Consider the following 22932-nt stretch of genomic DNA (forward strand, 5'->3'; position numbering starts at 1 on the left):
GAAACAAGAGTATCTAAATTTGTTATTTTTCTGACCTAAATTCTCCAATTTATATCAATGATGCCAGGTTTAACAAATACCTTATCTATCAGGTTTTTAATGGCAAAAGATTGCTCCTCATAGCTTAATTGAGTGATGTCCTTTGTGCCTAATAATTTTTGGAATTGCTTTCGATTTTCTTCTTGGTTGATAGCTGGGTTATTATTAAGCTCATTTTCTAGTAAGTCTTTTTGTTTTAGGAATGTGTAAGTTTGGGTTTTTAACTCATCTAGTGAAATCATATCGTTTAGGTAGAGGTCATTAAGCCGTTTCATTTTGTTATTAAGGCTATTGATTTGGTTTTCTATTTTCTCAACATTTATTATTTCCGGAGTTTCAAACATTTTATTTAATTTAGCCTTATTCAGTTGCAAGAGTCTTACTTGACCTAGTACATATATTTCAATATCATCCTTTTCATAAAAGCCAGAGTTACATTTTTGGCCATTGTTATATACTGTAATTCCTTTTGTGGTTCTTGGAAATCTATTTACACATTGGTAGCGTATATTGCGCGTGCCATCTTTTCGTTTAGTTCCTAGAGTTACTCCCATTGGAGAACCGCAGTATCCACATTTAATAATGCCTGATAGCATATATTTAGCCCTAAATGGCCTTGTGTTTTTGTTAAATTCATAGGTCTCAAGTTGTCTCTTTTTAAGTTCTTTTTGCACAGCCTCAAATGTTTCACTATCAATTATTGGATCATGATTACCTTGATATACTTCTCCTCTAAATCTAACCATTCCCATATAAACTGGATTTCTTAAAATCCTACTAACTCCTTGATAATTCCAAGGTTTGCCATTTCTCAGCAAATCATTTTCATTAAGATAGTCTCTTAATTTTGTTAGTGATCTACCGGATAAGTACTCATTAAAGATAGTTTTTACAATAATAGCCTCTGCTTGGTTGATATTAAGTGAGCTAGTAACTTTATCATAAGTATAACCAAATGCAATAGTACTGGTCATCATAGGTTTACCAGACTTAGCACGGCCAATCTTACCCATCATCATACGTTCTCTAATAGTATCCCTATCTAATTGCCCAAAGGCTGACAGAATACCAACCATTGCTTTTCCTAGAGGGGTTGAGGTATCAAAGTTTTCTGTTAAGCTGATAAAGCCTATTCCGTTTTTTTCTAGTACATCCTCAATAAATGAAATGTTATTACGTTGCGAGCGCCCAAGCCTTTTTAAGTCATAGACAATCATGGTATTAAATTTTTTCTTTTGGGCATCTCTCGATAGTCTGCTTAATTCCGGTCTTTCAATCGTAGCTCCAGAGATACCAGCATCAACATAAGTATCATGGATTTTCCATTTGTGTATGCTACAGTAGCTTGTAAGCAATGCAATTTGCTCATCGATACTATAACCCTCTTCGGCTTGTCCTTTTGTACTCACGCGCACATAAATAGCAACTTTATTCATCGTTAGCCTCCCTATTTTGTAAGTTTTATGGTAAAATAGGGTATAGAAAAAAGACCTATACCCTTAGTGTTTTAGGTTGCTTTTCAAATTGGTTTAAGTCCCATGCTCAAATTTTGGTCGAGGCGAGCAGGGGCTTTTTTATTTTAGTTGTTTACTTTTACTTTCATAGATTTATTTACAATGCCACTTTCTTCAGCAAGTGTTGTATCATCTTCTGATTTGATGTATAGATCAGGTGAGTTAGTAAATCCTAGATCATATCCATTATCAATTGCCCAGTTTGAGAAAGTACTTTCTTTGATGCTATATAAACTATCAGCGATTTTTTGAATTTCACTGTTAGAGTTATATTTAACATCTTGAGGTACATAAAGATAGATAACATTATTACCAACAGGTTTAACTGTTACCTGGTATCCACTAGCGCTTAACTGATTATTGATTTCAGTAGTAAGATGGGATGCAAACTCAGTATTTGAAACCTCTGTATAATCTTTACCATCGTTTTTTACTTCTTGTGATGATTGGCTAGTTTCTTCTTTACTTGATGATGTACTAGTCTGCTCTGTTTTGTCAGTTTCTTTACTGTTATTTTTTGTGCTATCATTGCCACCGATAAAAAAGCTGGCAACCCAGACTAACAGGATAATTGCGATAAGAGATGACAAGCATCCCCCTTTTTGTTTTTGCATAGTATTCTCCTTAATTTTCCCTATAGATACTGATCACTTCCCCAATAGTGCGGATGTCATCGTCTTCTGATAGATAAATTTCCTCATAATTATTGTTAAGACTTTGTAAATACCAAGCGCCACCATAATCACGCTTGAGTTTTTTTACAAAGTTTTTTCCGTTCACTTGGAAAATCCCAATACTGTTAACATCAACTTGACTTTTTACATCGATAAAAAGTAAGTCGTTGTTTTCTATAAGTGGCTCCATACTATCCCCAACAACTTGTGCGATAGTATCGTATTTTTCTGGTACTTCTTCTTCCAAAAGTTCAACTTCCATGTGTAAGTTTTCCTCTTGATAGCTACCTAGACCAGCAGCAACTACACCCTCAACATAAGCAGTGACTCTTTTTCTATCATCGAAAATAGAGATAACATTATTTTCCTGCTCATTTAGTTGTTTCTCTGCGTAAGTGATAACATTTTCTTGCCTGCTAGGTTCGAGTTTGTCGTAAAGCCATTGTATTTTTGAGGTATCTCCAAACATCATTGTCTGAGGCTCAACCCCAAAATATTTTGCTATTTCTTCTATTTCATATATTTTAGGTGAGCGAGTACCAGCCTCCCATTTTGAAATAGTAGATTTTGTTTTGCCAACTTCCTCAGCTAGTTGCTCCATAGTAAGATTTTTTTGCAATCTATACTTGTTTAGCATTTGAGGAAAGGCTATTTTAGTTTTCATTATCCCACCTCCTTTTTAATCTATTATATAGTGCAATTATAACTCAGTGTATCAAAAATGTCAACAAAAACGAGTAATAAAAAGAAACAAATAAGCTGAAAACGCTGATATAAAGGGTTTTTAGATACAAAAAGAAAAAAAGTTGACTTTTTTTACACAAAAGTGTTGACAAAATAGAAACAAAGGGATAGAATTACATTGTAGAGTTGACAAAAAGGAAACTCAAGATAAACAGAAAGGAGTAATTTATGGAAAAAGTAGTAGCAGATAAAAATGCTTTTGAAAAACTGCTTGATAAAAGTGGGCTAAAGCGTAAAGTTATCGCTGAACGTTTAGATATTTCTCGGAGCGCTCTGTATAAGAAACAGAAAAACCCTAGAAATATAGGAGCAGATGAAATGGCAGAGTTTGCGGACGTCTTAGGAGTTGATCCTAAAACAGTTTTAAATGCCATTTTAATTTCATAGGTTGTTGACAAAAATAACACAACAGAAAGGAATAAAGTGAAAAGAACAAAAAAAGCACCTACGGACTGCAATCCAAGTAAGGCGCTTGTTAAAAATAACTACTTTAATTATACCACATAATGAAAGAACTGAACAGTACACAACAACTATTAGTCGATAATTGGCAAAGAAAACACTATCCATTAAGCGATATTTTAATTAATAGTTTGGTAGGTTTAACGATTATTGATACTCTCGCAATTTTAGCAATTGCTAGAAAGGAAAGAAAATGGTTAAAGAGCATTACATAGTAACGCACACAATGGCAGACGGAACAAAAAGAGACAGTATTGCCGGATATGTTATCCCTGATGATAACCCAGTATATGAGCTTTTTAGAAAAGTAAATGAGCGTAGATTGGAGGCTGACGGTTAATGAGATACATATTTCACCAACACCCATGAAAACTATACCTCTTTGAATAATGCTTTTTTGCAAGATACTAATTTGAGCTTGCAAGCAAAGGGATTGCTTGCTGAAATCCTTAGCAACAAGGATGACTGGCGCATCTATATAAGCGAACTTGAAAAAAGGTCAACTAATGGTAGGGATGCTCATAAAGCAGCTTACAAGGAATTACAAGAGGCAGGATATATACGAGTTGTAAGATTTAGTAGAGGATATAAAAAAGGTGTTGAAAATTATGTTTTCGCACAAGATATACCAATAAAGGATAGTCACTTAGATTATTTTAAACAGATATTAGATAGAGAGTTATCCAAAGGTAAAGGTAATTCAACTTACTGAAAAATCAACAGTTGAATTATTCAATAGTTGAGAAAATCAACAGTTGAATTATTCAATAGTTGAGAAAATCAACAGTTGAAAATTCCACTACTAATAAATACTAACTATACAACAAGTACCAATATATAACAACGCAGTGCTAGCGCACACTAAAAAACAACAATCTTGAGCCTAACGGCACTAACTAATAATAACTACTAACAAATAACAAACTCATCCTTATAGAAATAAGGGAATTACAGAGTTTTTACAGGAGGAAAGAAATATGCCAAATTGGGCAGAGGGTACTCTTAAATTAAGAGGCAGACGCGAAAACGTTGCATCAGCTTTAAAAGAAATGCTATTAGGAAATAAAGGCGCAACGCTTGAAGATGAAAACGATGGTACTCTACTAAGATTTAAAAATGAGTATGATTATTTTTATATAAACGGTACAAGGCGTGCGTTTATTTCTGGTAAAGATATTGAAATTTGGTTGGATGATGATTTTGTGATTATCGAACTTGAAGATTTCAAACAAGCATGGGCAGCATCAGCTGACAATTACACAGAAATTTCTAGTAAGTTTGATGTTGATATTAAAATTTTCACTTTTGAAATGGGTATGGAATTTACACAGGAAATTGAAATTTCAAAAGGTGAAATCATCAAGGATATTGTAAACGAAAACTTTACTAACTATTCATGGGATGTGCCTTTTAGCAGACTTGGAGGATAGATGATATGGCAGATTTAACATTTGCAGAATTACAGCGAAAAATGCAAATCGAAAAACAAACGAAACAGGGAGTGAAATATCCGTTTAGAACCGCAGAGGACATCAATAATAAATTTAAGTCTTTGGATAGCGGTTGGAGTGTATCATTTCCAGAAGATGACATCATTCAAAAAGGTGACAAACTGTATTATAAAGCGGTAGCTGTTGCTAAAAGAGAAAGTGATGGCACGATTGAAAAAGCTATTGGATGGGCTAGAGAAGAAGATGTACCAATTTTTCACACACAAAAAGGGGATGTGAAACAGATGCAAGATCCACAATGGACAGGTGCGGTTGGTTCTTATGCTAGAAAATATGCCTTACAAGGTTTATTTGCTATTGGGGGTGAGGATGTCGATGAGTATCCGGTAGAAGAAAGCCAAGAGCAAGGGCAGAATAATCAGCAACAGAAACCAAACAACCAGCAAGCCCAAGAACAAAATCAAGTAAGGTACATTGACAACATTCAGTATCAAGAAATCATCAAGAACGTTGAGGAGTTTGCGACTATTAAGGGAGCGCCATTTGATACAGTTGCAAATTTTGTATTGAGCAAGTACCAAATAGACGATTTCCACAAAGTGCCAGTTGATGGCTATAACATAGTGATGGAATATCTCACTAAACAAATTCAAAAAGCATACGAAAAACAAGGAGTATAAGACATGGTAAAAGATGTAACTAATAGCTTAACAGAAATCAAAGTAGATTTTCAACCTGCAGTAATCAATGTTGATTATGATAGCGTGGAGAAACAACTTGCAGCAATCGTTGCACAGTACACAAATTATGAGGTGACTGCATCCACTTACAAGATTGATTATGATGAGCGTACACGCCTAAATAAATTAAAAGAGGCGTTGGAAACTCGGCGTAAGGAAATCAAAAACAATATCAATAATCCATACAAGGAATTTGAGAAGTGGTACAAGAAAACAGTTGAGCCATTGGATAATGTCATTGCAAACATCACAGCAGGACTTAATGCAATTGATGAACATGAACGATTGATGCGCGTGGATGCTGTCCGAGCTACCTTTGAGGATAAGTGTATGGTCGCAGGGATTGAAAAATCCACATTCGCTGACAAATACGATGAGTACAGCCTCAAGAAATATTTTAAAACAGGCAAGTACGAACTGAAAAAGACAACACTTGATGAAATGGATGCCTTGGTGCTTTCAGAATTTGATGCCCTGGAAGAATACAAGGCCAACAAGCAAGCTATCCAAGAGCTAGCTCAAGAGTACGATTTGCCAGCTGACAGCTATATCAGACATCTTGAAGATGGTAAGAGTCTTGTTGATATTTTCAAGATGATGAAAATTGATCGTGATGCTGAGATTGCACGCAAAGAGCAGAAAGAAATCCAAGCAAAAGCAGAAGCTGAACGACTTGCAGAGATTGAACAATTGGCCAAAGAAAATGCAAATGCGAATATCAAGGCTTACGATGCTGAAACAGGCGAGATTTTGGAACAGGGTACAATTACACCAGAACCACAAAACAACATGCGAGAAGTGCCAAAATTTGAGCCTAGCGAGCCTTTAACAATTAGCTTGCGTTTGACATTGCACGGTGGAAAATCTCAGCTTAATCAGTTGAAAGAATGGCTTGAGGATAACTTTATCAGCTTTGAAACTTTGGAGGGTTAGGTGGAATTTAGAAAGTATCAACTTATTTTAGAGTTTGAGGAGGCTAACAGGCCTCTCTCACAAATTGAAAAGAAAAGCCTTGCTATCTACTCTATCGAGTATTTAAAAGTGGGGCTAGATAGCTTAGAACGTGAATATTGCAACAGGAGGTATGCACAATGAAATTTAATGAACTGATTGAAAATGTAAAAGGTTGGTCAACAGCTAAGGAGCTTGACAAAGCAAGCCCATTATCTCAAATGCTCAAACTTAATGAGGAGTGGGGGGAGCTCAATGGTGCGACAGTACGAAAGGATAAGGAAAAGATAGCTGATAGCGTTGGCGATATGATGGTTGTCTTGACTATCCTAGCTCAACAGATGAACTTTTCTAAAATCCATTTGTCTCTCAATCCAGATGAGAACGGACAGCATAACTTTCATTATGTAGATCAGTGGTCAGTAGAGTTACTGTACTTGCACATTGCTAATGAAATTGGGTTGATTGCGCGTGGTTTGGTTGATGCTTCAACTAATACAAATCGCATTAACGCACGCACTCAAATTCAGTTAAGTAGTCGTAACATTGCTATTTATCTGATGTTTGTTGCTAAGAAATTTGACTTGACTTTGACAGAGTGCCTTGAATTGGCATGGAATGAAATCAAAGACCGTCAAGGAAAGATGGTGGATGGTGTGTTTGTTAAGGAGTCAGACCTATGAGATGTTTTTATGTCAGCGGTAAAATTGCAGATCTTGATTTGGGGTCAGAAATCAATGCAGAAAATTCATTTATGGCTGCTATTGAGTTTGTGAAACGATACGCCGGCTTATTAAAATTTGGTTCAAATGAAATCAAGGTATCAGAAGTAGAGGAGGTTTCAGCATGACAGCTTTAGCATGGCTAATCTATAATCTATCGGTACTTGCTACCTCCTTATACCTTACTATTCATTTTAATTCTGGATGGTGGATGCTTCTTGTTTTGATTGCATCAACCGACTTAAAAACTAAGAGAGGTACAATCAATGATAAATAACGTTGTTTTAGTAGGGCGACTTACAAGAGATGCCGAACTGAGATACACGCAATCTAATATTGCGGTTGCTACATTTACTCTTGCTGTAAATCGTCCGTTTAAGAACGAGGCTGGAGAGCGTGATGCTGATTTTATCAATTGTGTTATCTGGAGACAGTCAGCTGAAAATCTTGCTAATTGGGCTAAAAAAGGCTCTCTTATCGGAGTTACAGGAGTAATTCAAACACGTAGCTATGACAATCAACAAGGCCAACGTGTTTATGTCACAGAGGTTGTTGCTAGTAATTTCCAATTGCTAGAAAGTCGTAACAGTCAGCAAAATAATCAAGGCCATCAAGATCATCATGGCGGTTATCAACAACAGGGTTACAGCAACCAGGGCAGTTCTTTCCAAAATGGAAATAGTTACGGACAACAAGGTAGTTTCTTTGAGGGGAACACAACAAATCCAGTTCCTGATTTCACCCGTGATAACAATCCATTTGGCAGACCGACAAACCCATTGGATATCAGTGATGATGATTTGCCGTTTTAGAAAGAGGTGCTGAATGGAATTTATCAAAGTTAAAGTCGACTTACAATGCCCATTTTGTGGACACTGTAAAGTGGTTAAGGTAGGAGCGCATCGCAAGGCTATTACTTGCCCATCGTGTAAACAAGCTGTTTTCTTGTCGTGGGCAACTGGTATCGAGGGGGAAATTGATGAACATGGTTATTATTTCCATGCCGTCGAGCCTTTCAATATCCGCAAAATCAATCAAGAGTTTCAAGATGCCTTTGAGGATTCACCACCTAAACACTCTTTCACTATCAGAAATAAGATGAGAGGGTGATATAGTGCAGAAAATGATAGTATGGGCGTTGTTTGATAGTGGTAACGGCTCATATACTAAAGCTATCAACACGCTTAATAGTTCGGGGGGGGGCGAATATTGAAGTATATCCGATTGGGATAGATATTGAAAACAAGAACAATCATTTTATCCCCCTAAACCTTGCTGATTACTCACGGCTATTTGGCGATAATAAGCTATTTGATACGCTTGACAAGCTACCACATCCAGATTTAATCATAGCAAGTCCACCTTGTGAAAGTTGGTCAAATGCTAGTGCGATGACAAATGGCAACGCTTGTTGGAAACGGGAAGATTTATCAGATAGTCTATTTGAACCTCAAATACCACCTAGTATATTTACTATTCGAGCGAACAAAGACTATGAGGATGCGTACAATAATTATCGCTATGATAGGCAATTTATGAAACGTGTTAACGGTGAGCTATGCGCCTTTAATACCATTGAAATCATAAAGAGGTATCAGCCTAAGTATTGGATAATTGAAAACCCAGCAACAGGGAGACTATGGAAGTATATAGAAACTATTATAGGCTTTCCATTGCCCTATAAAAACCCAACAAGGTACAACAACTATGATTACCCTTTGCAAAAACCGACCAAATTTGCAAGCAATCTATTTCTAAATCTCAACAATGATATAAATCCAGCAGAAATTGAATGGGGTAATTTTTCTAAATCGTATAATGAACGGTCTAATATACCTCAAAAGTTACTTTTGAATATATTTCAGACAGTACTAAACCAATTTGAAAAGGAAACAGAAAAAAATGACAAAAATTGAAATCGTTATGGTACTTACAACTTTGATGTCTATCACATGGGCAGCGATTGTTACAATTCACACTATGCAAGCCATCAAAAAGCACAAGGCAAAAGTGGATTATTATCAGAAACCACAAGTGCAATGTGAGATTGCACGTCATGTACTTAAAAACAAATGGTACTCAGATGGAGGGGAGGTGTTTAGATGAAAGTATTTGATGGCGCTAAAATGCGTGCTATCCGTAAAGAGGCAGAGCTTACTCAGTATGATCTTGCCCCTATGGTTGGCATTAGTCAAAATCGAGTAAGTGACATTGAGAGAAATGTTACAACTCCAACAATTGAGGAAATCGAGGCATTTGCCGATGCTCTAAATACTCAAGTATCATCATTTTTAAGCAACGAGTCAGAAATTGAGGTTATTGCTAATACCTTTACGAAAAAGAAAAAGGATACAGATGCAGAGTCTCACTTTGACGCCCCAACCGAGCAAATGGAGCTATTTGTTGATGATACTTTACTAGGTCATGACCTGACAGGATATGTATTGATCAGCCAAAAAACCTATCTGGAGTTGTTAGATAGTCAAGATCGCTTAAAGCAGTTACAAAAACTTTTGAAGTAGGGAGGTTGTGATGAAATTTGAACTTATCAATGACCACTTTGAAAATGCTAAGCGATACAACATACCGAGGGCGCAACTTATCATTGCTGATATTCCTTACAATTTAGGAAATAATGCATACGCCTCTGACCCTAGATGGTACAAAGATGGCGATAACAAAAACGGAGAGAGCAGATTAGCAGGGAAATCATTTTTTGATACAGATAATGATTTCAAAATCAATAATTTCTTTGACTTTTGCAGCCGTTTGCTTAAAAAAGAGCCAAAAGAAAAAGGGAAAGCGCCTGCTATGATTGTCTTTCATGCCTGGCAACAGCGAGACATGATTATAGAATGTGGTAAAAAGCATGGTTTTAATAATGCTTATCCGCTCTATTTCACAAAGAAATCAAGCCCTCAAGTGCTAAAGGCCAATATGAAAATTGTTGGTGCGGTTGAAGAGGCAACGGTATTATATCGTGATAAACTCCCTAAATTTAACAATGGTGGGGCTATGATACTCAATCATGCCCCGTGGGAAAAAGATAGCTCTTACCCAGTTATCCACCCTACGCAAAAACCGATACCAGTTTTGAAACGATTGATTGAAATTTTTACAGATGAGGGCGATGTTGTCATTGATCCCGTAGCAGGTTCTGGATCAACTCTAAGGGCTGCTATTGAGATGAATAGGTCAGCCTATGGATTTGAAATTAAGAAAGATTTCTATAAGGCTGCACAAGAGAAAATGCTATCGTCATTTCAAATTAGCTTAATTTAAAGCAGGAGGACAATATGGATAAAAAACTTATTGGGTTAGACCTAACCCACATTGCAGATGGAGGATTACAGGAGAAACTAGACAAAGAGCTTGAAAAAGTCTTTGATAACATCCTTGACCTAAATACAGATGCGAAAGCAAAACGAAAAGTGACTATCACGCTTACGATGTCAGCTAACGAAGAGCGTACAGTGGTTGATACTATCATGGAGGTAAAATCAAAATTTGCGCCTCAAAATGGAGTAGCTACAACAATTCTTGTTGGGCGTGATTTTGACACAGGACAAGTACACGCTAACGAGCTGAAAAGTACAGTACCTGGTCAAATGTACTTTGACGAAAATGGGGAAATCCTTACTGATATTGGGCAACCAGTAGCAGAAATTGAACAACAAGCAGAAACAAAACAAGATATTATTGATTTCAACAAAAAGAAAGTAGGTAACTAATATGACAACAGAAAATCTTAAATCAGCATTGGAATACGCAGTAGAACTAAATGAGTGTGGATTAGAAATTTTAACAGCTGCAGATGGCACAGAGTATTATGATGCCAATAAATTCAACCTCAAAGAACTTGATCCTAAACGCTATCCTAAAACTCTGGAGCTATCAACCTTGACAAGCCTTGTTGACTATCTCAAAACAGACCTAAACAATTTGAAAAACCAACGCTTGATTGTAGCAGTTGAGAAAAACGACGAGGTGTGCGTTTGGTCTGAAAATGATGAGCTCGAACATCGCACATTGCTTGTTGATGTTAAGGCACGCATCCCAGAGTTATCTTTTGGCCGTTTCCTATCATCGGAACAGTTCAATATCATGTTGCAATCAAACTTTATTGACGATAACGATCGTGGCACATTGCTAGAATTTGCTAGCGCATTGAAAATTGAGAATGGGGCTGAAATTGAAGATACCGGAGTATATCAAGTAGCAACAGTTAAAACAGGAGTGGCAAGTCTTGCTAAAGGGAAAACACCTAACCCAGTTACATTGCGCCCATATCGTACATTTAGCGAGGTCGAACAACCAGCAAGCCTATTTGTCTTTAGGATTGATAAGCAAGCAAATATGGCTTTATTTGAGGCAGATGGTAAGCGTTGGGTAGCTGATGCAGTAGGAAATATTGCAGCCTATCTAAAAGAGCAACTAGCAGACCAAAAACATATCACAGTATTAGCATAAGAGGGGAAAAGACAATGACTAAAGAAACTAAAAACACGGTATCAGCTGAAACTATCGTAGAGAACTTGAAAGAGTTCGCTGAGGCATTACATGATGCTGGTAAAAAGGGAATGCTCTACTATCTTTTGGAAAGGAATGCGAGTAAATTTGAAGCAGCTAATATTATGCACAATATTAGTCATGATTTGTTGGATATCCTAGATGGTAAGAGTGTTAAAGAAGTGCTTAGTGAATCTGATGAGGAAGATAGCTCTTTAGTTGGTTCAATCGCTATCAATGTAGAAACTGGGAAAGTTGAGGGGATTGATGATATCAAGGACACCAAAGTAAAAGAACAGATTTTAGCAGCTGTAAGTAAAGTTGTTGAAGAGTTAGGTGGTAATTAGATGGTCTTGTTTCTGAAATTGATGGTTATCAGTGCTTGCTTGCTCCTTGCTATTCTGATTTTCGTTGCTGGGCACAAAACCTACAAAAAAGGAAAAGCGGACAAGGTGGTTTGGTTTATCTTTGATGCTTATGCTATTGCTTTGATTTACACAGTGATAAAGATTTTGGAGACATGACATGAAAAATAAAAATCGAGTTGGTCTATTTTTTGCACTTGCAGCCTTGTCTTTATCAATGCTAAATCTAGGTTTGATAATCTCCAAAAATCACTATAAACCGCAGGTGGTCAAGCTGGAGCAACAAGTGGATGAATTGAAAAAAAGAAAACCAGTCATTATTTATCAAGTTGACAATGCCGGTGGTGAGCTTATCGGAACAGTCACAGATAAAGCTATTGTTGATGGTCATTATACGGTTACTATCGGAGCTTATGGCAAGTTTCTTGTTACTAAAGGGCAATATGATGCTCTTGATATTGGTGACGATGTACCAAAATTCTTAAAACAGAGAGGTATTAAGTAATGAGTGATTTTTTAAATCAAGATTGTTTGCAGGGAATGAAGAATTTTCCAGATAACTATTTTGATTTAGCTATTGTAGATCCACCATATTTTTCCGGGCCAGAAAAAAGAAAATACTATGGTCGGAAAGTCAGTCCGATTGGCGTCAATAGGCTTTATGGCGAAACCTCAGAGTGGCAAATTCCAAACAGAGATTATTTTGATGAGTTATTTAGAGTTTCAAAAAATCAAATCATTTGGGGAGTGAATTATTTCGACTATTCTTTTGGCTCTGGACGTATCGTTTGGGACAAAGTTAATGGTCAGTCAAGTTTTTCAGATTGCGAGCTAGCATACTGCAGTTTGCATGATAGCACGCGCTTATTTCGCTATATGTGGAATGGTATGATGCAAGGCAAGTCAATATCTGAAGGTCATATTCAGCAAGGAAATAAGGCATTGAATGAGGTTAGAATTCATCCGACTCAAAAACCAGTCAACCTTTACCTTTGGTTATTGCGAAACTACGCAAAAGAAGGCGATAAAATACTTGATACTCATGTTGGCTCAGCAAGTAGTTTAATTGCTTTTCATGAGTTAGGCTTTGAGTATATTGGTTTTGAAAAAGATAAACACATATATGAGTTATCAATGGCCAGGCTAAACAGCTATAAATCACAAATAAAATTGTTCTAAGGAATTAGGAGCTTTGGATGAAATTTGAATTTTCTTTGCCTCGAAATACTAAGCTAAAATCTCTAAACATGGTTATCAACAGTAATGACAGGCAACATCAAACAGATAAAGCTAAAGTTACTAAGCGCATTAGAGCTTTTGCTTATTGGCATACATCAATGAACAAGGATAAAGGGAGGGCTGCTTTTAGCCCCTCTAACCCTTGTGAGGTTACAGTTACAATTTACAGCCCTACTAAGTCTAAATTAGATCCACCTAATTTATATCCAACAGTCAAGGCTATCATTGATGGCATGACTGATGCAGGTATTTGGACAGATGATAATCATAAGGTTATCAAAAAGTTATCCTTTGTTTATGGTGGATTAAGTGAGGAAAAAGGGCATTATAGATTAGAGTTTGATATAGAAGAGGTGGAAAATGAATAAAGATCTAATTGAAACACCACGCTTTAACTTTTTTATAGGGGATGAAGTTTTCTTGAAAGGGAAAATAGTCGGTTTTGATGTGGATGAGAACAAGTGCGTTGAAAATGTTGTTAGATTGGGATACGGGCAAATTCTCAATGTACCCAACAATGATATTTATATTACAGACGACATCGTCGATAAATCCAAAATTAAAGTCACAATACCGCAGTCTGTAGCGGATTGGATTAGAAAATGTAAAACATTTAAGTCTTTTGCTGTAAGTTTATCTTTTGCATTGCAGCCCAGTGTATGGGAAGCAAATGGGTTATCTGACGAGTCCATCGAATGGTTGGCGAATGCAGAAAATCAAGAAATATTCGCTCGAGCGTGGCTTGACGACTACGATATTCAGGAAACAAAGTATGTAATTACAGATGGGAATCATTTGTATTTTAAAAAATGTCAAGAAGATATTGAAATTGTCATACTAGTAGATGAACAACCTGGTACGATGGAGTATGTCAAGAAATTCGATACAAAGGAAGAAGCCCAAGAGATCGCAAATATCCTTGGATGGAAAGTTCAGGAGGTAGAGTGATGGCAAAGATAGTATTAAAAAATCCATACTTTGATGAAACTATTAAAGTAAAAGAGAGTTGTAAGTATATATTAAACCGCATAGAGGATATTAATTTTGGGCGTATATGTTGTATTCAACTACACCAGATTGAACCAGAAGAAAGATTTATCACTATCAATCCGAAAAACTTTGCAAAAGTTGATTTTTACGAAGATGAGGAGGTTGAGTGATGAGTATGCTTGAAATATTCTTATCTAAGAACGATCTTGAACATATTGCGAACGGGCATGATTTAAAAATAAAAATAAGGGGTAGTAGGGTTTCAAAAGTAGATGGAATTATTTTGAAACCCGATGATGAGGGGGTGATACATGACTGATGACGAAGAAGAAAATAGAGCGCTTGTCAGTTATCCATCGCAGGGAAATCAATTGGTTAAAGTGGTATTTTTTGAGAGATAAGAAAAATCCTCAAAAAACAATCTTGGAGCAAAAGATACATGAGGCATTTTTAGATAATAACATTGAGCAGTCTGTATTTTTGGTAAATCTGAAAACTGTAACAGATGAATATATCGAGAAATCAGATAGAAAGATGTTAAAAACGATAAAAGAGGTCTATGTATTTGAAAATATCAATGTGATCGGCGCGTGTCAAAAAATTTTATATCTAAGTCCTAGCCCGGCATACACTTACATCAACAAATGGTTTGATAAGTATTTTGTTTCAACTTACAAGCACATCCCCCTATCTAAATAACCGTAAAAATACCCTATCCTATGTATCTATAATCAAGGTACATAGGTTTTTTATTAGGAGGATAATATGGACAATCTGACAACAAAACCATATCACAGACAGAATACTATTAACCAGTATAATTTGTTGGATTATGATGCCACGCGCACAGATGGTAAATATAACTTGCCAATCCTTGAACCAGTTGATCATATTCCTAAAAAGTTACAGGGATTTAACTATGTTTTGAACAAACCTGACTACTCGGCTACCGTACATTTTTTCCTAGATGATTATCAGTTTGAAAGGATTTGGAAACGCCCAGACTTTTACCTAGAGAAATTAGCTGATTTTGATTGTGTACTCACACCGGATTTTAGCCTATACACAGACATGCCAATAGCTATGCAGGTTTGGAATACTTATCGCTCAAGATTGATAGGCCAAATGATGCAGAATTGGGGCTATACAGTTATACCCACTGTATCGTGGGCAAACAAAGAAAGCCATGATTTTTGTTTTGATGGTTTACCGAAACATAGCACAGTGGCCATCAGTACAGTAGGCATAAAACAACGCAAAGAGCGCTTTGAATTGTGGAAAGATGGAGTAGATGCCATGATTGAAAAGATAGCGCCAAAGCGTATTTTGGTATATGGTGGCAAAGTTGATTATGATTATAAAGGGATCGAGGTAGTTTATTTCGGGAATGAAACGACAGAAAGGATGGACAAATGGGCGGTAGAGGAGCAAGCTCTGGAATGAGTGATAAAGACAAAAAGTATGGGACAGAATATAAGACTGTACATAAAGTGGGTAATATAAAATTTGTTACTCAAAACGAGCAAGGGTCACAAAAGACTCCAATGGAAACGATGACAAAAGGTAGAGTTTACGTACTTATTGACAAGAACAAAAACACACCCAAGAGTATTGTTTATTTTGATACAAAAAATAAGCGTAATAAGCAAATTGACTTAGATCATGTGCATAAAGGTATGAAACCACATGCTCATCACGGCTATAATCATGCAGAACATGAGAAAAGCAAAAAGGGAGCAACCAATTTGACACCAAAAGAGCGTAAACTTGTTGAAAAAGTCAAAAAAGAGTGGTATAATCACATTAAGAAACGTAGGGAGTAGTATATAGGGATTACGCCTTGATGGAGGAGATTCCGGTTCGAGTCCGGGCTACTACGTTACATCTTAGCCCCTTAATTGGGGCTTTTTTTGCGCCTTAAATCAAAAATAACAGTAAAACATCCCCTCTTTTAGCATATAAAATGAAATCATGAGTAGCAATACTTGTGATTTTTTGTTGGAAAGGAGGGAGCGAATGAATGAAAGACAGAGGCGCTTTGCAGATGAGTACATAAAGACAGGAAACGGCTATCAATCAGCAATTAAGGCTGGTTATAGCGAGAGTTATGCCAATAATCGTATTACTGAACTGTTGGGAAATGTTGGGATAAAAGAGTACATAAATAAGCAGATGCAAGAGCTGCATAAGTCAAATATCATGGATGCGACAGAGGCGCTCTATATCCTTTCTGAAATCGCTAGAGGTAAACGAGATGAGGAGGTTTTGATACTTAATCCAACAACAGGAAAAGTAGAAAGACATATCAAGAAAGCAGATAATGCAACAGTTATTAAAGCTATTACTGAAATCTTGAAACGATATCCAACAGCTAAACAATCTGAAAAACTAGAGCTTGAGATTGAGAAATTAAAATCACAGTTGATAGATACACAGACGGAAGATGACACCATCACAATTATTGATAGTTGGGAGGGTGACGATGAAGATAATTGATATTCAAAAAAATGTCAATCCTCATTTCAAGAGTGTTTGGAAATCTAAGAAACCTTACAACATTTTGAAAGGTGGACGAAACTCATTCAAATCATCAGTTATTACCTTAAAGCTGATTGTCATGATGACCTGGTACATCATAAGAGGTGAAACTGCCAATATTGTAATTATCCGTAAAGTAGCTAATACAATCCGTGATAGTGTTTACAATCAAATCCAATGGGGACTATCGTTATTTGGCCTAACTAGTCGCTTTAAGATGACAGTCAGCCCATTTAAGATAAGTCACAAAAAGACAGGCTCAACATTTTATTTTTACGGCCTTGACGACTATCAAAAGTTGAAATCCAACAACATTGGGAATATTATTGCCGTTTGGTATGAAGAGGCCGCTGAATTTTCAAGTGCTGAAGAATTTGACCAGACCAACATTACATTTATGCGCCAAAAACATCCACGCGCTCAATTTGTTAAAATCTTTTGGTCATATAACCCTCCTATCAATCCGTACAGTTGGATAAATGAGTGGTATGAGGAAATGAATACGCAAGATAATTACTTATGCCATTCTAGCACTTATCTTGATGATGAGTTAGGATTTGTAAATGATCAGATGTTGGCTGATATCGAGCGTATCAAAAAGAATGACTATGATTACTACAGGTATGTTTATCTAGGTGAGTCAGTTGGTTTAGGGAATAATATCTATAACATGAGTACATTTCACCCGTTAGACGCTTTGCCTAGTGATGATAGGCTGATAGGTATATCTTTTGCATTGGACGGTGGGCATCAGCAGTCAGCTACTGCATGTTGTGCTTTTGGGATAACTGCTAAAGGTAAGGTTATCTTGCTTGATACCTGGTATTACTCACCAGCTGGCCAAGTGATAAAGAAAGCACCTAGCCAACTATCACAGGACATCAACGGCTTTATACAATCGGTTGTCAGCAAGTACAGAGTACCTATCTTGCAATATACGATTGATAGCGCAGAGGGAGCATTGAGGAACCAGATGTATCTTGATTTCAGTATCAGATGGCATCCAGTGGCTAAATTGAAGAAAGTAACAATGATCGATACATTCCAATCATTATTAGCGCAAGGTCGCTTTTATTACCTTGATACAGAGAATAACAAGGTATTTATTGAAGAACATAAGATGTACAGATGGGATGAAAAGACACTGCAGTCTGACAGTCCAAATGTCATCAAAGATGATGACCATACATGCGATGTTGCCCAGTATTTTATACTAGACAATTCTAAGATACTTGGTTTGCGTGTTGGTAATTCATAAGGAGGGCAACAATGAACTTAATTCAAAAAGTAAAAGACTTTTTCAACCGTGGGAGGTATAACATGGAAACATCAAACCTAAACAGCATCTTGGAGCACCCAAAGGTAGCTGTAACACAATCAGAATTTAACAGGATACAACTCAATCTAGCTTACTATCAATCTAAATTTGATGATGTGGAGTACATCAACACAGATGGTGACAGAAAGCGCAGAAAGATGCAACACTTACCGATTGCACGAACTGCAGCCAAAAAGATTGCTAGCCTTGTTTACAATGAGAAAGCGGAGATTACAGCAGATGATGATACACTAAATGACTTTCTTACTGATATGCTAGGCAATGACCGCTTTAACAAAAACTTTGAGCGGTATTTAGAGAGTTGTCTGGCCTTGGGTGGGCTTGCTATGCGGCCTTACGTTGATGGTGACAAGATCCGTGTAGCATTTATTCAAGCACCGGTATTTTTGCCATTACAAAGCAATACACAGGAAGTGTCAAGCGCTGCAATCCTAACTAAGACAATTAAGTCAGAGAGTAAAAAGAACGTATATTACACGTTAGTTGAGTTTCATGAGTGGGTAACTCAAGATGGCCAAGAGGTAGGGAGTACAAAAGATAAAAACCTATATCGTATCACTAACGAACTTTACAAATCAACATCAGATAGCACGCTGGGTGATCGTGTAAACTTGAGTGAGCTATATCCTGATTTGCAACCAGTGACAACGATACAAGGATTATCACGGCCATTGTTTGTTTACCTCAAAACACCAGGAATGAATAATAAGGACATCAACAGCCCTCTTGGTTTATCGATCTTTGATAACGCCAAGACCACTATTGATTTTATCAATCGTACATACGATGAATTTATGTGGGAAATCAAGATGGGGCAAAGGCGCGTGATTGTGCCTGAGCAGTTGACACAATTACAGGTGCAAGATACCCAAGGAAATTTCACTTTTAAGCGACGTTTTGACACTGACCAAAATGTTTACATGCAAGTAGGAGCAGGTAATATGGATAGTGGGAGTATTATTGATCTTACCACTCCTATCCGCTCATCCGATTATATTTCAGCTATTTCAGAGGGGCTTAAATTATTTGAGATGCAAATAGGTGTATCTAGTGGTATGTTTACATTTGATGGTAAGAGTATGAAAACGGCAACAGAAATTGTAAGTGAAAATTCAGATACATATCAAATGAGAAATAGTATAGCTACGCTTGTAGAACAATCTATAAAAGAATTGTGCGTATCCATGTGTGAACTTGGGAAAGCTGTGAAATTGTATACAGGTGATATACCAAAATTTAATGATATATCAGTTAATCTTGATGACGGTGTATTTACTGATAAAAATGCAGAGTTAAATTATTGGATGAAGATGGTAGCAGCTGGTTTTGCGACACAGAAAAGAGGTATTGCTAAAGTACTCAACATCACAAATGAGGAGGCAGAGAAAGAACTTGCTGAAATTAATGGAGAGTTACCACCAGAGAGTGATGCAGAACTGGCTTTGTATGGAAAAACAGAGAAGAAAGCAGAAGAGGGAGAGCTATAAACTGCTATAAATTACAATAAACGACACATAAGGAGTTGAAAATGACTGATAAACGTAAAATGCCAACTCTAAATGATCAGCGATTTTCTTTGCACATGCAGGGCGTGAGTGATATTTACTCTAAAATGCAAATTGAGTTGTTTGATAGCATGATAAAACGACTTAAAGAGCGTGGCAATGCTGACCTTGCAAAAAATCCGTATATATGGCAACTAGAAAAGCTCAACGATATGTACATGCTGAATGAGGAGAACTTAAAGATTATTGTTGAACGTACAGGAATTGCTGAGAATCTTTTGAGAGAAGTCATTGCTAACGAGGGATTAAAGGTCTATAAGGACACAAAGGAGCAACTAGAGGAAGATTTGAAAAGGGAATCTAGTAGCAAAGTTAGAAATGGTGTAATCGATGCTCTTGAGTCCTATACTCAACAAGCTATAAGTGACCTTAATCTTATCAATTCAACATTACCAGCAAGCATACAGACTGTTTTCAAATCGGTTGTAGAGCAGACAGTTGCCCAAGTCGTATCAGGTACTAAAACAAGTGATAGGGCGTTAAATGATACTATCATGAGTTGGCAAAAAAAGGGCTTTACTGGATTTACTGACAGCGCAGGGAGAGAGTGGCGAGCAGATAGCTATGCCAGAGCAATTATCAAAACGACAACTTACAGGGTTTACAATGATATGCGTACAAGGCCTGCAGAGGAATTAGGGATAGATACTTTTTACTACTCTATCAAGTCGTCTGCTAGAGCTGCATGTGCTCCATTGCAAGGTAAGATTGTCACTAAAGGTCAAGGCAGAACAATAAACGGCCTTACTATTCATAGTTTGCTAGATTATGGTTTTGGTACTGCTGGGGGATGTCTAGGTGTCCATTGCGGTCATTATCTTACGCCTTTTATCGTAGGAGTAAACGAAATACCAGACTTGCCAGACTATATGAAAGGCCTAACACCAGAACAAGCAGAAGAAAATGCACGCATCGAGGCTAAACAAAGAGCCTTAGAGCGCAATATCAAGCATCACAAAGAAAGATTGCACTATGCCAATACATTGGGCGATGATGATCTGATACAAGCTGAGAGGCTAAAAGTTAGAGCTTATCAAGGTAAAATAAGGGCTTTTGTAGAACAACACGAATTTTTAAGCCGTGATTACAGTAGAGAAAGAGCATACATCTAATTATCAAGAGGGTTACTAAACAACCCTCTTTTTTTGTGCCTAAAACCGTAAAAAATCCCATTCCATCCAAAGTAAACTGAAATAGTAAATAATATTTTGCTTTTCGGTGGGAGTTGTCCACCTAAAAAGAACTAAGGAGGTACAAATGGCATTTACAACAGAGGAACTACTCAAACTTGGATTGACAGAGGAACAGGCTAAATCGGTCTTTGCCTTGCGAGGAAAAGAGCTCAACGAGGACAAATCAGCCTTGGAAACTATCACCAAAGAAAGAGATAGTCTGAAAGACCAGTTGCAAAAAGCAGAGGAGCAAGTTGAAAACTTGAAATCGCTTGAAAGTATCAGCGCTGAACAAAAAGAGGCGATTGATAAATTGCAAGCAGATTACGACAAGTACAAACAAGAGGCTGCTGATGAACTGGCAAAAACAAATAAGGTGAATGCTATCAACCTTGCTTTGAAAGACACCACAGCACACAATCCATCAACCTTGATGAAGTTCATTGATGTTGATGCCATTGAACTAGATGACAGTGGCAAACCTAAACTAGATGACATCCTCAATGGTCTAAAGGAAAGTGACCCATATCTTTTTAAAGCAGAAGAAGATGGCAAGCCTAACCCAAATATCGTTGCGTTTGGAAATCCAACAGCAACAGACCCAGCACCAGATGCCTTTGCACAGGCATTAGGGCTAACAGAATAAAAAGGAGGAATAGTAGATGTCAATCAATTACATCACAAAACATGAGGGGCAGTTTGAAAAACGCCTTATGCAAGGCTCATTGACTGCCATTCTTGAAACGCCAAAAGTAAATTGGCTCGGTGCAAAATCATTTGAATTGCCAACAATCTCTGTAACAGGATATAAGGCACATACACGCTCTAAGGGTTACAACTCAGGTACAGTATCAAGCGATAAAAACGTTTATACTCTTGGATTTGACCGAGATGTTGAGTTTTTTGTTGATACAGCAGATGTTGACGAAACAAACCAAGAGCTTTCAGCTGCTAATATCTCAAATACATTCATTTCAGAACATGCAACACCAGAAGTTGATGCTTACCGCTTTTCTAAAATTGCTACAACTGCCATCAATGGTAGTCATTTCAAGCAAGAGGATAGCATTACTCCAGAGAATGTCTATGGAATTTTGAAAGCTGCTATTTTGCCAATGCGTAAATATGGAGCATCAAACCTTGTCATGTATGTATCTAGCGAGGTAATGGATGCCCTAGAGCGTTCTAAAGACTTTACACGCGCAATCAATACGACAACACCACAAGGCATTGACACACGTGTAACATCGCTAGATGGAGTGCAACTTATCGAGGTTTGGGATGATGCACGTTTCAAAACTCAATTTGATTTCACAACTGGATTTGTGAAAGCTGGTGGCGGTAAAGATATCAATTTCTTGATCGTGGCTAAGACAGCTATCATTGCTAAGGCCAAATTTAACTCTATCTATCTCTTTGCTCCTGGGCAACACACAGAGGGTGATGGTTACCTATACCAAAATCGTTTGTATCATGATTTGTTTGTCTTGAAATCTCAAGAAGATGGGGTTTACGTTTCACATAAATCAGCATAGGAGGTATTAGATGAAGAAATACATCAAAGAAAATCAAGTTTATACCGTGCAAGAGGGTAGTGAGCTTGAGGTACAACTTATGGCAGATGGCTTTGAGGAATTGGTGGAAGATGGTAGCGAACTTGAAACACCAAAGGAAACTAAGGACAAAGGTAAAGAATAATGGCTAAGTATAAAGCAATTAAGAACCTAATTTTAAAGACACCTGGTATTTATGTGACAGAGGGAGAATTTGTTGAACTTGAACCGAATTATGCCGATCAAGTCAATAAAGACCTCAAGCAAACATTTCCGGATGTCGTTGCAGTTTTAGAGCTTGTAGAAGATGTATCTACACAATCTGAACAAGCTGATGCTACTGAATAAATAAGGGGTGGCAACAC

38 protein-coding genes and 1 pseudogene are annotated in these 22932 nt (G+C 37.1%); 36 read left to right on the top strand and 3 right to left on the bottom strand.

Annotation, left to right across the window (positions count from 1 at the left end; genetic code table 11):
• Nucleotides 1-35 precede the first annotated feature (35 nt).
• The 3 genes from ATE34_RS09865 to ATE34_RS09875 form a co-directional block, all read right to left on the bottom strand.
• Nucleotides 36-1475: a recombinase family protein gene (locus ATE34_RS09865; RefSeq protein ID WP_084911924.1), complete on the bottom strand. Its 1440-nt coding sequence runs from the start codon at nt 1473-1475 to the stop codon at nt 36-38.
• Nucleotides 1476-1618: 143 nt separating this feature from the next.
• Entirely contained in the window at nt 1619-2167 is a 549-nt protein-coding gene (locus ATE34_RS09870) for a hypothetical protein (RefSeq protein ID WP_084911926.1), read from the bottom strand.
• A 10-nt stretch (nt 2168-2177) separates the two neighbouring features.
• Nucleotides 2178-2891 carry a helix-turn-helix domain-containing protein gene (locus tag ATE34_RS09875; RefSeq protein WP_078728762.1) on the bottom strand — a complete coding sequence of 238 codons (714 nt, stop codon included), beginning with the start codon at nt 2889-2891 and terminating at the stop codon, nt 2178-2180.
• Nucleotides 2892-3139: 248 nt separating this feature from the next.
• On the opposite strand from ATE34_RS09875, the gene ATE34_RS09880 reads away from it, so the two are divergent.
• The 36 genes and pseudogenes from ATE34_RS09880 (at nt 3140) to ATE34_RS10025 (ending at nt 22915) form a co-directional block, all read left to right on the top strand.
• Complete coding sequence (locus tag ATE34_RS09880) at nt 3140-3358, top strand: helix-turn-helix domain-containing protein (RefSeq protein ID WP_003038957.1); 219 nt, start codon at nt 3140-3142, stop codon at nt 3356-3358.
• A gap of 268 nt (nt 3359-3626) precedes the next feature.
• Nucleotides 3627-3773, top strand: a complete 147-nt coding sequence (locus tag ATE34_RS11140) for a BOW99_gp33 family protein (protein WP_003039176.1) — start codon at nt 3627-3629, stop codon at nt 3771-3773.
• 42 nt (nt 3774-3815) lie between these two features.
• Nucleotides 3816-4145: a hypothetical protein gene (locus tag ATE34_RS09885; protein WP_003039199.1), complete on the top strand. Its 330-nt coding sequence runs from the start codon at nt 3816-3818 to the stop codon at nt 4143-4145.
• A 265-nt stretch (nt 4146-4410) separates the two neighbouring features.
• On the top strand, nt 4411-4863 hold the full coding sequence (locus ATE34_RS09890) for a hypothetical protein (protein WP_084911927.1): 453 nt from the start codon (nt 4411-4413) through the stop codon (nt 4861-4863).
• 5 nt (nt 4864-4868) lie between these two features.
• Nucleotides 4869-5564: an ERF family protein gene (locus ATE34_RS09895; RefSeq protein ID WP_084911929.1), complete on the top strand. Its 696-nt coding sequence runs from the start codon at nt 4869-4871 to the stop codon at nt 5562-5564.
• Between the two features lie 3 nt (nt 5565-5567).
• Nucleotides 5568-6557: a DUF1351 domain-containing protein gene (locus tag ATE34_RS09900; protein WP_084911930.1), complete on the top strand. Its 990-nt coding sequence runs from the start codon at nt 5568-5570 to the stop codon at nt 6555-6557.
• Between the two features lie 158 nt (nt 6558-6715).
• Nucleotides 6716-7258, top strand: coding sequence for a MazG-like family protein (locus ATE34_RS09905; protein ID WP_084911932.1), 543 nt, complete (start codon nt 6716-6718; stop codon nt 7256-7258).
• Nucleotides 7255-7425, top strand: a complete 171-nt coding sequence (locus tag ATE34_RS11145; protein ID WP_003039074.1) for a hypothetical protein — start codon at nt 7255-7257, stop codon at nt 7423-7425. The genes ATE34_RS09905 and ATE34_RS11145 overlap by 4 nt, the downstream gene beginning before the upstream one ends.
• Nucleotides 7422-7574, top strand: a complete 153-nt coding sequence (locus ATE34_RS11150) for a hypothetical protein (protein ID WP_180382699.1) — start codon at nt 7422-7424, stop codon at nt 7572-7574. Before ATE34_RS11145 ends, ATE34_RS11150 begins: the two co-directional genes overlap by 4 nt.
• Nucleotides 7564-8109, top strand: coding sequence for a single-stranded DNA-binding protein (gene ssb / locus ATE34_RS09910; protein WP_084911933.1), 546 nt, complete (start codon nt 7564-7566; stop codon nt 8107-8109). The genes ATE34_RS11150 and ssb overlap by 11 nt, the downstream gene beginning before the upstream one ends.
• 13 nt (nt 8110-8122) lie before the next feature.
• Entirely contained in the window at nt 8123-8407 is a 285-nt protein-coding gene (locus tag ATE34_RS09915; RefSeq protein WP_054366579.1) for a hypothetical protein, read from the top strand.
• 13 nt (nt 8408-8420) lie between these two features.
• Nucleotides 8421-9213: pseudogene (locus ATE34_RS09920) on the top strand (DNA methyltransferase).
• Nucleotides 9200-9403 carry a hypothetical protein gene (locus ATE34_RS09925; protein ID WP_000161128.1) on the top strand — a complete coding sequence of 68 codons (204 nt, stop codon included), beginning with the start codon at nt 9200-9202 and terminating at the stop codon, nt 9401-9403. The pseudogene ATE34_RS09920 and the gene ATE34_RS09925 overlap by 14 nt, the downstream one beginning before the upstream one ends.
• Nucleotides 9400-9819, top strand: coding sequence for a helix-turn-helix domain-containing protein (locus tag ATE34_RS09930; RefSeq protein ID WP_084911935.1), 420 nt, complete (start codon nt 9400-9402; stop codon nt 9817-9819). The genes ATE34_RS09925 and ATE34_RS09930 overlap by 4 nt, the downstream gene beginning before the upstream one ends.
• Before the next feature lie 10 nt (nt 9820-9829).
• Nucleotides 9830-10579, top strand: a complete 750-nt coding sequence (locus ATE34_RS09935; RefSeq protein ID WP_084868815.1) for a DNA-methyltransferase — start codon at nt 9830-9832, stop codon at nt 10577-10579.
• Nucleotides 10580-10593: 14 nt separating this feature from the next.
• Nucleotides 10594-11028 (top strand): hypothetical protein, encoded by a 435-nt coding sequence (locus ATE34_RS09940; protein ID WP_050125373.1) that lies wholly within the window; start codon nt 10594-10596, stop codon nt 11026-11028.
• Between the two features lies 1 nt (nt 11029).
• Nucleotides 11030-11767 carry a hypothetical protein gene (locus ATE34_RS09945; protein ID WP_084911936.1) on the top strand — a complete coding sequence of 246 codons (738 nt, stop codon included), beginning with the start codon at nt 11030-11032 and terminating at the stop codon, nt 11765-11767.
• Between the two features lie 14 nt (nt 11768-11781).
• On the top strand, nt 11782-12153 hold the full coding sequence (locus tag ATE34_RS09950; RefSeq protein ID WP_084911938.1) for a hypothetical protein: 372 nt from the start codon (nt 11782-11784) through the stop codon (nt 12151-12153).
• The gene (locus ATE34_RS11155) at nt 12154-12330 is read left to right on the top strand and encodes a hypothetical protein (RefSeq protein WP_174226584.1); all 177 of its coding nucleotides are present in this window, start codon (nt 12154-12156) and stop codon (nt 12328-12330) included.
• 1 nt (nt 12331) lies between these two features.
• Entirely contained in the window at nt 12332-12676 is a 345-nt protein-coding gene (locus ATE34_RS09955; protein WP_084911939.1) for a DUF1372 family protein, read from the top strand.
• Nucleotides 12676-13350 carry a DNA methyltransferase gene (locus ATE34_RS09960; RefSeq protein WP_084911941.1) on the top strand — a complete coding sequence of 225 codons (675 nt, stop codon included), beginning with the start codon at nt 12676-12678 and terminating at the stop codon, nt 13348-13350. The genes ATE34_RS09955 and ATE34_RS09960 overlap by 1 nt, the downstream gene beginning before the upstream one ends.
• A 17-nt stretch (nt 13351-13367) precedes the next feature.
• Complete coding sequence (locus tag ATE34_RS09965) at nt 13368-13778, top strand: RusA family crossover junction endodeoxyribonuclease (RefSeq protein WP_044812492.1); 411 nt, start codon at nt 13368-13370, stop codon at nt 13776-13778.
• A complete protein-coding gene (locus tag ATE34_RS09970; protein WP_084911942.1) occupies nt 13771-14358 on the top strand; it encodes a DUF1642 domain-containing protein in 588 nt (195 codons plus the stop codon). Before ATE34_RS09965 ends, ATE34_RS09970 begins: the two co-directional genes overlap by 8 nt.
• Nucleotides 14358-14570, top strand: a complete 213-nt coding sequence (locus tag ATE34_RS09975) for a hypothetical protein (protein ID WP_084911944.1) — start codon at nt 14358-14360, stop codon at nt 14568-14570. The genes ATE34_RS09970 and ATE34_RS09975 overlap by 1 nt, the downstream gene beginning before the upstream one ends.
• Entirely contained in the window at nt 14570-14719 is a 150-nt protein-coding gene (locus ATE34_RS11160; RefSeq protein WP_160116769.1) for a hypothetical protein, read from the top strand. Before ATE34_RS09975 ends, ATE34_RS11160 begins: the two co-directional genes overlap by 1 nt.
• Entirely contained in the window at nt 14719-15099 is a 381-nt protein-coding gene (locus tag ATE34_RS09980) for a hypothetical protein (protein ID WP_084911945.1), read from the top strand. Before ATE34_RS11160 ends, ATE34_RS09980 begins: the two co-directional genes overlap by 1 nt.
• Nucleotides 15100-15165: 66 nt before the next feature.
• On the top strand, nt 15166-15843 hold the full coding sequence (locus tag ATE34_RS09985; protein ID WP_084911947.1) for a DUF4417 domain-containing protein: 678 nt from the start codon (nt 15166-15168) through the stop codon (nt 15841-15843).
• Entirely contained in the window at nt 15813-16223 is a 411-nt protein-coding gene (locus tag ATE34_RS09990; protein WP_084852920.1) for a hypothetical protein, read from the top strand. Before ATE34_RS09985 ends, ATE34_RS09990 begins: the two co-directional genes overlap by 31 nt.
• Before the next feature lie 193 nt (nt 16224-16416).
• The gene (locus ATE34_RS09995; RefSeq protein ID WP_061864965.1) at nt 16417-16896 is read left to right on the top strand and encodes a terminase small subunit; all 480 of its coding nucleotides are present in this window, start codon (nt 16417-16419) and stop codon (nt 16894-16896) included.
• Nucleotides 16883-18196, top strand: coding sequence for a PBSX family phage terminase large subunit (locus tag ATE34_RS10000; RefSeq protein WP_084911948.1), 1314 nt, complete (start codon nt 16883-16885; stop codon nt 18194-18196). Before ATE34_RS09995 ends, ATE34_RS10000 begins: the two co-directional genes overlap by 14 nt.
• A gap of 11 nt (nt 18197-18207) precedes the next feature.
• Entirely contained in the window at nt 18208-19764 is a 1557-nt protein-coding gene (locus ATE34_RS10005) for a phage portal protein (RefSeq protein WP_084911950.1), read from the top strand.
• 41 nt (nt 19765-19805) lie between these two features.
• Complete coding sequence (locus ATE34_RS10010) at nt 19806-20954, top strand: phage minor capsid protein (protein ID WP_084911952.1); 1149 nt, start codon at nt 19806-19808, stop codon at nt 20952-20954.
• A 145-nt stretch (nt 20955-21099) separates the two neighbouring features.
• Nucleotides 21100-21660, top strand: coding sequence for a phage scaffolding protein (locus ATE34_RS10015; RefSeq protein ID WP_084911953.1), 561 nt, complete (start codon nt 21100-21102; stop codon nt 21658-21660).
• Between the two features lie 16 nt (nt 21661-21676).
• Nucleotides 21677-22549 carry a hypothetical protein gene (locus tag ATE34_RS10020; protein ID WP_084911955.1) on the top strand — a complete coding sequence of 291 codons (873 nt, stop codon included), beginning with the start codon at nt 21677-21679 and terminating at the stop codon, nt 22547-22549.
• Between the two features lie 10 nt (nt 22550-22559).
• On the top strand, nt 22560-22712 hold the full coding sequence (locus tag ATE34_RS11165; protein ID WP_180382700.1) for a hypothetical protein: 153 nt from the start codon (nt 22560-22562) through the stop codon (nt 22710-22712).
• Complete coding sequence (locus tag ATE34_RS10025; protein WP_084911956.1) at nt 22712-22915, top strand: hypothetical protein; 204 nt, start codon at nt 22712-22714, stop codon at nt 22913-22915. The genes ATE34_RS11165 and ATE34_RS10025 overlap by 1 nt, the downstream gene beginning before the upstream one ends.
• The last annotated feature ends 17 nt before the right edge of the window (nt 22916-22932 follow it).

Origin of the sequence: Streptococcus oralis subsp. tigurinus (assembly GCF_002093545.1) — a bacterium.
In the GTDB taxonomy this organism is placed as follows: Bacteria; Bacillota; Bacilli; order Lactobacillales; family Streptococcaceae; genus Streptococcus; species Streptococcus oralis_C.

Excerpts from the sequence above, each read along its gene's own strand:
- ATE34_RS09865 (WP_084911924.1), bottom strand. The coding sequence starts at position 1,475 with ATGAATAAAGTTGCTATTTATGTGCGCGTGAGTACAAAAGGACAAGCC.
- ATE34_RS09870 (WP_084911926.1), bottom strand. The coding sequence starts at position 2,167 with ATGCAAAAACAAAAAGGGGGATGCTTGTCATCTCTTATCGCAATTATC.
- ATE34_RS09875 (WP_078728762.1), bottom strand. The coding sequence starts at position 2,891 with ATGAAAACTAAAATAGCCTTTCCTCAAATGCTAAACAAGTATAGATTG.
- ATE34_RS09880 (WP_003038957.1), top strand. The coding sequence starts at position 3,140 with ATGGAAAAAGTAGTAGCAGATAAAAATGCTTTTGAAAAACTGCTTGAT.
- ATE34_RS11140 (WP_003039176.1), top strand. The coding sequence starts at position 3,627 with ATGGTTAAAGAGCATTACATAGTAACGCACACAATGGCAGACGGAACA.
- ATE34_RS09890 (WP_084911927.1), top strand. The coding sequence starts at position 4,411 with ATGCCAAATTGGGCAGAGGGTACTCTTAAATTAAGAGGCAGACGCGAA.
- ATE34_RS09895 (WP_084911929.1), top strand. The coding sequence starts at position 4,869 with ATGGCAGATTTAACATTTGCAGAATTACAGCGAAAAATGCAAATCGAA.
- ATE34_RS09900 (WP_084911930.1), top strand. The coding sequence starts at position 5,568 with ATGGTAAAAGATGTAACTAATAGCTTAACAGAAATCAAAGTAGATTTT.
- ATE34_RS09905 (WP_084911932.1), top strand. The coding sequence starts at position 6,716 with ATGAAATTTAATGAACTGATTGAAAATGTAAAAGGTTGGTCAACAGCT.
- ATE34_RS11145 (WP_003039074.1), top strand. The coding sequence starts at position 7,255 with ATGAGATGTTTTTATGTCAGCGGTAAAATTGCAGATCTTGATTTGGGG.
- ATE34_RS11150 (WP_180382699.1), top strand. The coding sequence starts at position 7,422 with ATGACAGCTTTAGCATGGCTAATCTATAATCTATCGGTACTTGCTACC.
- ssb (WP_084911933.1), top strand. The coding sequence starts at position 7,564 with ATGATAAATAACGTTGTTTTAGTAGGGCGACTTACAAGAGATGCCGAA.
- ATE34_RS09915 (WP_054366579.1), top strand. The coding sequence starts at position 8,123 with ATGGAATTTATCAAAGTTAAAGTCGACTTACAATGCCCATTTTGTGGA.
- ATE34_RS09925 (WP_000161128.1), top strand. The coding sequence starts at position 9,200 with ATGACAAAAATTGAAATCGTTATGGTACTTACAACTTTGATGTCTATC.
- ATE34_RS09930 (WP_084911935.1), top strand. The coding sequence starts at position 9,400 with ATGAAAGTATTTGATGGCGCTAAAATGCGTGCTATCCGTAAAGAGGCA.
- ATE34_RS09935 (WP_084868815.1), top strand. The coding sequence starts at position 9,830 with ATGAAATTTGAACTTATCAATGACCACTTTGAAAATGCTAAGCGATAC.
- ATE34_RS09940 (WP_050125373.1), top strand. The coding sequence starts at position 10,594 with ATGGATAAAAAACTTATTGGGTTAGACCTAACCCACATTGCAGATGGA.
- ATE34_RS09945 (WP_084911936.1), top strand. The coding sequence starts at position 11,030 with ATGACAACAGAAAATCTTAAATCAGCATTGGAATACGCAGTAGAACTA.
- ATE34_RS09950 (WP_084911938.1), top strand. The coding sequence starts at position 11,782 with ATGACTAAAGAAACTAAAAACACGGTATCAGCTGAAACTATCGTAGAG.
- ATE34_RS11155 (WP_174226584.1), top strand. The coding sequence starts at position 12,154 with ATGGTCTTGTTTCTGAAATTGATGGTTATCAGTGCTTGCTTGCTCCTT.
- ATE34_RS09955 (WP_084911939.1), top strand. The coding sequence starts at position 12,332 with ATGAAAAATAAAAATCGAGTTGGTCTATTTTTTGCACTTGCAGCCTTG.
- ATE34_RS09960 (WP_084911941.1), top strand. The coding sequence starts at position 12,676 with ATGAGTGATTTTTTAAATCAAGATTGTTTGCAGGGAATGAAGAATTTT.
- ATE34_RS09965 (WP_044812492.1), top strand. The coding sequence starts at position 13,368 with ATGAAATTTGAATTTTCTTTGCCTCGAAATACTAAGCTAAAATCTCTA.
- ATE34_RS09970 (WP_084911942.1), top strand. The coding sequence starts at position 13,771 with ATGAATAAAGATCTAATTGAAACACCACGCTTTAACTTTTTTATAGGG.
- ATE34_RS09975 (WP_084911944.1), top strand. The coding sequence starts at position 14,358 with ATGGCAAAGATAGTATTAAAAAATCCATACTTTGATGAAACTATTAAA.
- ATE34_RS11160 (WP_160116769.1), top strand. The coding sequence starts at position 14,570 with ATGAGTATGCTTGAAATATTCTTATCTAAGAACGATCTTGAACATATT.
- ATE34_RS09980 (WP_084911945.1), top strand. The coding sequence starts at position 14,719 with ATGACGAAGAAGAAAATAGAGCGCTTGTCAGTTATCCATCGCAGGGAA.
- ATE34_RS09985 (WP_084911947.1), top strand. The coding sequence starts at position 15,166 with ATGGACAATCTGACAACAAAACCATATCACAGACAGAATACTATTAAC.
- ATE34_RS09990 (WP_084852920.1), top strand. The coding sequence starts at position 15,813 with ATGGGCGGTAGAGGAGCAAGCTCTGGAATGAGTGATAAAGACAAAAAG.
- ATE34_RS09995 (WP_061864965.1), top strand. The coding sequence starts at position 16,417 with ATGAATGAAAGACAGAGGCGCTTTGCAGATGAGTACATAAAGACAGGA.
- ATE34_RS10000 (WP_084911948.1), top strand. The coding sequence starts at position 16,883 with ATGAAGATAATTGATATTCAAAAAAATGTCAATCCTCATTTCAAGAGT.
- ATE34_RS10005 (WP_084911950.1), top strand. The coding sequence starts at position 18,208 with ATGAACTTAATTCAAAAAGTAAAAGACTTTTTCAACCGTGGGAGGTAT.
- ATE34_RS10010 (WP_084911952.1), top strand. The coding sequence starts at position 19,806 with ATGACTGATAAACGTAAAATGCCAACTCTAAATGATCAGCGATTTTCT.
- ATE34_RS10015 (WP_084911953.1), top strand. The coding sequence starts at position 21,100 with ATGGCATTTACAACAGAGGAACTACTCAAACTTGGATTGACAGAGGAA.
- ATE34_RS10020 (WP_084911955.1), top strand. The coding sequence starts at position 21,677 with ATGTCAATCAATTACATCACAAAACATGAGGGGCAGTTTGAAAAACGC.
- ATE34_RS11165 (WP_180382700.1), top strand. The coding sequence starts at position 22,560 with ATGAAGAAATACATCAAAGAAAATCAAGTTTATACCGTGCAAGAGGGT.
- ATE34_RS10025 (WP_084911956.1), top strand. The coding sequence starts at position 22,712 with ATGGCTAAGTATAAAGCAATTAAGAACCTAATTTTAAAGACACCTGGT.